The following is a 6,982-nucleotide window of genomic DNA, read 5'->3' on the forward strand; positions in this document are numbered from 1 at the left end:
GTTGCGTGGGTTGAAGCAGAGCAAAGGTGACGGGAGCACCCCTGCGAACCGGCGGCCGGTTCGCAGGGGTGTCAGGCGTTCAGGTCGGCGGTTGGTGCGGACGGGCCATCGCCGGCGAGCCGGAACGAGTCGGTGCCGACCGGTTCCACAAGCCCGTCGTGTACGAGGCCGGCCAACGCCCGGGCGCGCTGCACGTCGTCGGTCCAGACCTGGTCGAGGCGCTGGTGCGGGACCGGCCCGGTGGTCTCCCGGAGCACCCCGAGCAGCAGTCCGCGTACCTGCCGGTCGGTGCCCGCGTACCGCTGGGGACGGCGGGTCGGGCCGGTTGCCGGCTCCTGCCCGGAGGCCCGCCAGGCGCAGACCGACTCGACCGGGCAGGCCGTGCAGCGTGGTGACCGGGCCGTGCAGAGCACCGCGCCCAGCTCCATGAACGCGGCGCTGGCCAGTGCCGCGGCGGCGGGCTCGGCCGGCAGCAGCTCCTCGGTGGCGACCAGGTCGGCGGGTCGGGTGACCGGTCCGGCATCCGGTTCACCGGCCACGGCGCGACAGACCACCCGCCGTACGTTGGTGTCGACCACCGGATGCCGCTGCCCGTACGCGAAGGCGGCCACCGCACGCGCCGTGTAGGTGCCCACGCCGGGCAGCGCCAGCAACTGCTCCAGCCGGTCCGGCACCTGACCGCCGTGCCGGTCCACGATCGCGACCGCGCACTCCCGCAGTCGGACCGCCCGGCGGGGATAGCCGAGACGCCCCCACATCCGGATCGCCTCGGCCGGGGTGTCGGCCGCCAGCGCGGCCGGGTCGGGCCAGCGGGCCAGCCAGGCGTGCCAGGCCGGCACCACCCGGACGACCGGGGTCTGCTGGAGCATGACCTCGCTGACCAGGATGGCCCACGGGCTGACCCCGGGTTCCCGCCACGGCAGGTCACGGGCGTGCTGCTGGAACCACCGGCTGACCACTGTGGCGAAATCGGGTTGAGTCATGGCGACGTCGATGATGTCACGCGCTCCGGTCCCGCTGGATGGGCGGCTCGGGCGGGGTGTCGCGGTGGCGGTGGGCGGATCGGGCAGAATGCGCGGATGAACGAGCTCGCGATCACCGTCATCGGTCGGGACCGGCCGGGCATCGTGGCCGACGTCGCCGAGGTGCTGGCCCGACTGGGCGCGAACCTCACCGACAGCACGATGACCCGGCTGCGGGGGCATTTCGCGATGACCCTCATCTGCACCGGCCCGGATGCCGCCGGGGTGGAGGCGGCGTTGGCGCCGCTGGCCGCCGAGGGTCAACTGCTGGCGACCGTACGCGCGGTCACGCCCGACGGTGAGGTGGCCCCGGCCGGCGAGCCGTACGTGCTGGCGGTGCACGGGTCGGACCGGATGGGCATCGTCGCGGCGATGACCCGGGTGCTGGTGGACGCCGGCGGAAACGTGACCGACCTGAGCACGCGGTTGGCGGGTTCGCTCTACGTGGTGTTGGCCGAGGTCGAGTTGCCGGCGGGGGTCGCCGAGGCGGTGACCGCACGGCTGCACCGGACGGCCGCCGAGTTGGGGGTCGAGGTCACCCTCCGGCCGGCAGACCCGGATCTGCTGTGAGCGACGGGCGGGGCGGGCCGGACGCCGGCCGGGACGTCGAGGCGTACGCCGGTCTGGGGGACTGGACGCCGGAGTCGCTGGCCGTGGTGGGCGAGGTGCGGGCCGTCGTCTCGGCCCCGCATCCGGTGTTGAGCCGGGCCGGGGACGATGTCGATCCGACGGCCGAGGAGACGGTCCGGCTGGCCGCCGACCTGGTCGCCACGATGCGGGTCTCGCCGGGCTGCGTGGGGTTGGCGGCACCGCAGGTCGGTGTGGCTGCCCGGGTCTTCGCCGTCGACGTGACCGGGCATCCGAAGGCGGTCACCGTGCACGGCACCTTCGTGCTCTGCAACGCCCGGGTGGTCGAGGCGACCCGCTGGAAGCCGGGTCGGGAGGGGTGCATGTCGGTGCCGGACCTGACCGGGGATGTGAAGCGGGCCAGTCGGCTGGTGGTGGAGGGTGACCTCCCGGGCACCGGCGCGGCGGTCCGGTTGGTGACGGACGGCTTCGAGGCGCGGGCGTTGCAGCACGAGATCGACCACTGCGCGGGGCTGCTCTTCCTGGATCGGGTGGCCGGCGCGCACGCCGTCTACCAGCGCAAGGTCTACCTCTGAACGGGCGACGGAACGTCGGCACGTCCGTCCTCTGTGGAGTGTTACGGTGCTGCGCCGGTGGCGCTCCGGCGCGTCGTGACGTGCGGGTGGGCGCCGCGCGGCTACGGTGGGGGGCATCATGCGTCTGACGGTCGGCCCCCTGCCACCCGCCGTGTACTGGCGGCGTCGCGCCGTCGTACTCGGAGCGGGGCTTCTCTTCCTGATTGTCCTGCTCTACTCCTGCACCGGCCCGGGCCGCTCCGGCGGTCGACCGAATGCGGGGGCGAGCCCGACGTCGACTCCGACGTCCACGGCGAGTCCCGGGCCGGGTGGTTCGGTGTTGAGCCCGCAGACCGGGGCGCCGTCGGCGTCCGGGTCCGCCGATCCGAATGCGGACCGGTCGGCCGGTCCGAACGCCACGGACCCGAGCCCCGAGACCACCAGCAACGACCCGTCGCTGGGCTCGGCCGGGTCGGTCGACGACGGCACCTGCACCGACGCGGAGATCAGCGTGACCTCGGTGGCGCGGCCCACCTCGGTACAGCGCGGCGCGGTGGTCGACCTGCAACTGAAGATCAAGAACACCTCGGAGCGGACGTGCAGCCGCAACGTCGGCGCCGACCTGCAGGAGATCTTCATCAAGGCCGGTGCCGAGAAGGTGTGGTCCTCGGACACCTGCGGCAAGGTCCAGGGCTCGGATGTGCAGTCCTTCACGCCCGGGTTCGAGCGCTCCTACCAGGTGGGCTGGAACGGGCGGGACACCACCCGCTGCGATGGCGCCGGGCTGGCCGCCGGCCCCTTCCCGCCGGCCGGGACGTACCAGGTGTTCGCGCGGGTCGGCACCAAGTACAGCGCACCTGTGAAGATCACCATCACCGGCTGAGCCGGGTCAGACGTACCGCTCCAGGATGGACGCCTCGGCGAGCCGGGACAGGCCCTCCCGGACGCCCCGGGCCCGGGCGTCGCCCACGCCCTCGACGGCCTGCAGGTCCTCCACCGTCGCGCCCAGCAGCCGCTGGAGGCTGCCGAAGTGCAGCACCAGGCGGTCGACCACGGCCACCGGCAGGCGCGGCACCTTGGCCAGCAGTCGGAAGCCACGCGGGCTGACGGCGGCGTCCAGCGCGTCCGATGCGGCCGGGTAGCCGATGGCCTTGGCGACCGACACCAGGTCGATCAGCTCGGTGGCGCCGAGCAGGTCCAGCTCGACCAGCGCCTCGTCCAGCGTGCGGGACTTGCGGCCGACCGGGAGGTAGTCCCGGATGACCAGGGTGCGGTCGGCGTCGACGCCGGCCATCAGCTCGTCGAGCTGGAGGGCGAGCAGTCGCCCGTCGGTGCCCAGTTCGACGACGTAACCGGCGATCTCGTCGGCGATCCGGCGGACCATCTCCAGCCGCTGCACCACGGCCACCGCGTCCCGCACGGTGACCAGATCCTCGATCTCGAGCGCGGAGAGCGTGCCGGAAACCTCGTCCAGCCGCAGCTTGTACCGCTCCAGGGTGGCCAGCGCCTGGTTGGCTCGGGACAGGATCGCCGCCGAGTCGTCCAGCACGTGCCGCTGGCCGTTGACGTAGAGGCTGATGATCCGCATGGACTGACTGACCGAGATCACCGGGTAACCGGTCTGCCGGGCGACCCGCTCGGCGGTGCGGTGCCGGGTGCCCGACTCCTCCGTCGGGATCGACGGGTCGGGCATCAGGTGCACGGCCGCCCGGACGATGCGGGTGCCGTCGCTGGAGAGCACCACGGCCCCGTCCATCTTGCACAGCTCCCGGACCCGGGTCGCGGAGAACTCGACGTCCAGCGGGAAGCCGCCGGTGCAGAGACCCTCGACGACCTTGTCGTAGCCGAGCACGATGAGCGCGCCGGTGCGCCCCCGCAGGATGCGCTCCAACCCGTCCCGCAGCGCGGTGCCGGGTGCCATCAGGGCGAGGTTCGCCCGCAGCGGATCGCCGGCGCTCCCGGCGGCGGTGGTCACGCTCACGCTGATCGGGCGGGCTGGCGAGCCCACGGCGCCGGTGCGGGCCTGGGGCGGCGCGCCGGCAGGCTTGGTGGTATCGCGGTCGATCGGCACGGGCACAGTCTACGGACTGCCGTGCGGTGGGTGCTGTCGTGGTTACTGTGATGTGTCACGATGCCGCCCTTCCAACCGTTTCCACTTGCGCCGATGCTGTCCGGTATCGCCGCCCGCGTCGGCACGCTGGGTCACTCGGCGGACGCGCGGGCCGCATGGTGCAGCGCCGAGCGGACGTCAGTGACCTCGGTCACCCGCATCCCGTCGGGCCCGGCGCCAGTGCTGGCCGGGCCACAGCCCGGCGGGACCAGCGCCACCTTGAACCCCAGGCGGGCCGCCTCGGCCAGCCGGCGCGGCACCGCTCCGACCCGGCGCACCTCGCCGGTCAACCCCACCTCACCGATCGCCACGAGGTGCGGCGCGATCGCCAGGTTGAGCCCGCCGGAGGCGACCGCCAGCGCGACGGCCAGGTCGGCCGCCGGCTCCACGACCCGGATGCCGCCCACGGTGGCCGCGAAGACCTCGCGATCGTGCAGGGTCAACCGCTCGGTGCGCCGTTGCAGGACCGCGAGCACCATCGCCAGGCGCGCGGAGTCGAGGCCGGAGACCGTACGACGGGGTGAGCCGGCAACCGTCGCGCCGATCAGGGCCTGCACCTCGGTGACGAGGGCCCGCCGCCCCTCCATGGCCACGGTCACGCAGGTGCCGGGCACGGGTTCCGAGTAGCGGGTGAGGAACAGCCCGGACGGATCGGCCAGGCTGCTGATGCCGCCCTCGTGCATCTCGAAGCAGCCGACCTCGTCGGCCGCGCCGAACCGGTTCTTGACGCCGCGCACCAGCCGCAGCGAGGAGTGCTTGTCGCCCTCGAAGTGCAGCACCACGTCGACCAGGTGCTCCAGCACCCGGGGCCCGGCCACCTGGCCGTCCTTGGTGACGTGGCCGACCAGCACGGTGGCGATGCCCCGCTCCTTGGCGACCGAGACCAGCGCGGCGGTGACCGCGCGTACCTGCGTCACGCCACCGGGCACGCCCTCGGTGCCGGTGGTCGAGATGGTCTGCACCGAGTCGAGCACCAGCAGGCCGGGCTTGACCGCGTCGAGGTGCCCGAGCACCGAGGCCAGGTCGCTCTCGGCCGCCAGGTAGAGCTGGTCGTGCAGGGTGCCCATCCGTTCGGCACGCAGCCGGACCTGGCTGACCGACTCTTCCCCGCTGACCACCAGGGAAGGGCTGCCGGCGCCCACCGCCCACTGCTGCGCCACATCGAGCAGCAGGGTCGACTTGCCCACGCCGGGCTCGCCGGCGAGCAGCACCACCGCCCCGGGCACCAGCCCACCGCCGAGCACCCGGTCGAGCTCACTCACGCCGGTGGGCCGGGCGCGGGCCGGAGCGGCGCTGATGGTGGCGATCGGCCGGGCCGGCTCGGCCGGCAGCCGTGAGCTCACCACCCGACCGGAGACGGTCGGGCCGGTCACCGTGGACTCGACCACCGAGCCCCACTCGCCGCACTCCGGGCAGCGACCCACCCACTTGGGCGGCTGGTGCCCGCAGGCGTCGCACTCGTACGCCGGACGCGGCTCGCGGGTGGCGGACCGGCCGCGGGCGGCACCGGCCGTGCCGGCACGGCCAGAGGTCGATCGGGAGGTGGTCACATCAGGACGCTAGCCCTCTCGTACGACGAAAACACCCCGGCGTGGTGGTTCCCACGCCGGGGTGTTCGTCGATGTCGGGGTCGGGTCAGCCGTGGGTGGCGCCGCCCTCGTCGCCCTCGTAGCCGCCCTCACGCTCGATGATCGGCGAGGGGGGCGCGGCCGGGGTGAGCGGGACGGCGATCGGCGCCTGGCCGGTGACCGTGCTGCCGTTGCCGAAGTCGAAGGTCACGACGACGTTCTGGCCGGAGCGCAGCGCCTCGGTCAGGCCGATCAGCCGCAGCTGCGTGGTGGCCTCCGAGTTGAGCTGGAGGTAGCTCAGCGGAGCCAGCTCGATCCGGGCGGGCTGGCCCGGCGCGGCCGCGCTCGCCGAACCCGACGCCCGCGCCGACTCCGGGGCGGACGGCGTCGCCGACGACGAACCGGTCTCGGACGGGGTCGCCGACGGGCTGCCCGAACCCGACGGGGTGGCGGACTCCGACTCGGAGGCCGACGGCGTCGGGCTCGCCGAGCCACCCGAGATCAACACCTCGCGCGCGCTCTGGGTGGTGACGGTGACCGTCACGGTGCTCTTCGAGTCGTTGTAGATCACGGCGTTGAGCGGGGCGTCCTGGCCGGCCCGGTAACCCTCGGTGCCCGGGTAGGTGACCAGCAGACCACGCACCGAGTAGGCGCCGTTGGGGGTCGTGAGGTTGACGCCCTGGACCGACGGCTCCTTCAAAGCCGTCTCGGCGACCTGACCGGCGCCGCATCCGGACGCGAGCAGGCTGGTAGCCGCCGCCATCCCGGACAGCAGCAGGGCCGCCCGCCGGGATCCCCTGATCGAGCGCGTCACGTCGGTCCTCCTCGTTACGATCCCCACCCGGCCGTACGCCGGGCACGGTGGCCATACCCGCGCAGACCGCGCTCCAGGGTAGTTGGAGCTGATCGAGGCCCGCACGGGGACCCGGCAATGCCACCGTCCCGGGTGCCCCTCACACCACCCGACCGCTCGCCACCAGCAGAACGACGTCGATGAGGGCCACCAGCATGACCGCCCGGAAGGCGGACACCGGCCGCCGGCCGGCCCGGGCCGCCGTGCGCCCGGCGTACCAGCTCAGTGGCGGCACGACGGCGGCCGTGCCGACCGCCGCCAGCCCGAGGGCCGACGGCGGCCCGGGC

Annotated in this window: 7 protein-coding genes and 1 pseudogene; 3 read left to right on the forward strand and 5 right to left on the reverse strand. The window is 73.7% G+C overall.

All coding sequences use genetic code 11. From position 1 onward, the window contains the following. Positions 1–71: 71 nt before the first annotated feature. Complete coding sequence (locus tag AB0J68_RS23160; protein WP_363940448.1) at positions 72–983, reverse strand: A/G-specific adenine glycosylase; 912 nt, start codon at positions 981–983, stop codon at positions 72–74. A 96-nt stretch (positions 984–1,079) separates the two neighbouring features. Between AB0J68_RS23160 and AB0J68_RS23165 the strand changes: the two genes are divergently transcribed. The 3 genes from AB0J68_RS23165 to AB0J68_RS23175 all read left to right on the forward strand — a co-directional run bounded on the left by AB0J68_RS23165 (position 1,080) and on the right by AB0J68_RS23175 (position 3,047). Further along, positions 1,080–1,592, forward strand: a complete 513-nt coding sequence (locus tag AB0J68_RS23165; RefSeq protein ID WP_354857473.1) for an ACT domain-containing protein — start codon at positions 1,080–1,082, stop codon at positions 1,590–1,592. Beyond that, a complete protein-coding gene (locus AB0J68_RS23170) occupies positions 1,589–2,185 on the forward strand; it encodes a peptide deformylase (protein ID WP_355064969.1) in 597 nt (198 codons plus the stop codon). Before AB0J68_RS23165 ends, AB0J68_RS23170 begins: the two co-directional genes overlap by 4 nt. 118 nt (positions 2,186–2,303) lie before the next feature. Next, complete coding sequence (locus tag AB0J68_RS23175; RefSeq protein WP_363940449.1) at positions 2,304–3,047, forward strand: hypothetical protein; 744 nt, start codon at positions 2,304–2,306, stop codon at positions 3,045–3,047. 6 nt (positions 3,048–3,053) lie between these two features. On the opposite strand, the gene disA is transcribed toward AB0J68_RS23175, so the two are convergent. The 4 genes and pseudogenes from disA to AB0J68_RS23195 all read right to left on the reverse strand — a co-directional run. Beyond that, positions 3,054–4,235 carry a DNA integrity scanning diadenylate cyclase DisA gene (gene disA / locus AB0J68_RS23180; protein WP_354857469.1) on the reverse strand — a complete coding sequence of 394 codons (1,182 nt, stop codon included), beginning with the start codon at positions 4,233–4,235 and terminating at the stop codon, positions 3,054–3,056. Between the two features lie 131 nt (positions 4,236–4,366). Then, entirely contained in the window at positions 4,367–5,824 is a 1,458-nt protein-coding gene (radA, locus tag AB0J68_RS23185; RefSeq protein WP_354857467.1) for a DNA repair protein RadA, read from the reverse strand. Positions 5,825–5,909: 85 nt separating this feature from the next. After that, positions 5,910–6,656: a hypothetical protein gene (locus AB0J68_RS23190; protein ID WP_355064973.1), complete on the reverse strand. Its 747-nt coding sequence runs from the start codon at positions 6,654–6,656 to the stop codon at positions 5,910–5,912. A gap of 139 nt (positions 6,657–6,795) precedes the next feature. Then, a pseudogene (locus AB0J68_RS23195) lies at positions 6,796–6,982 on the reverse strand (hypothetical protein); the annotation flags it as partial.

Origin of the sequence: Micromonospora sp. NPDC049580 (assembly GCF_040675595.1) — a bacterium.
Classification (GTDB): domain Bacteria; phylum Actinomycetota; class Actinomycetes; order Mycobacteriales; family Micromonosporaceae; genus Micromonospora.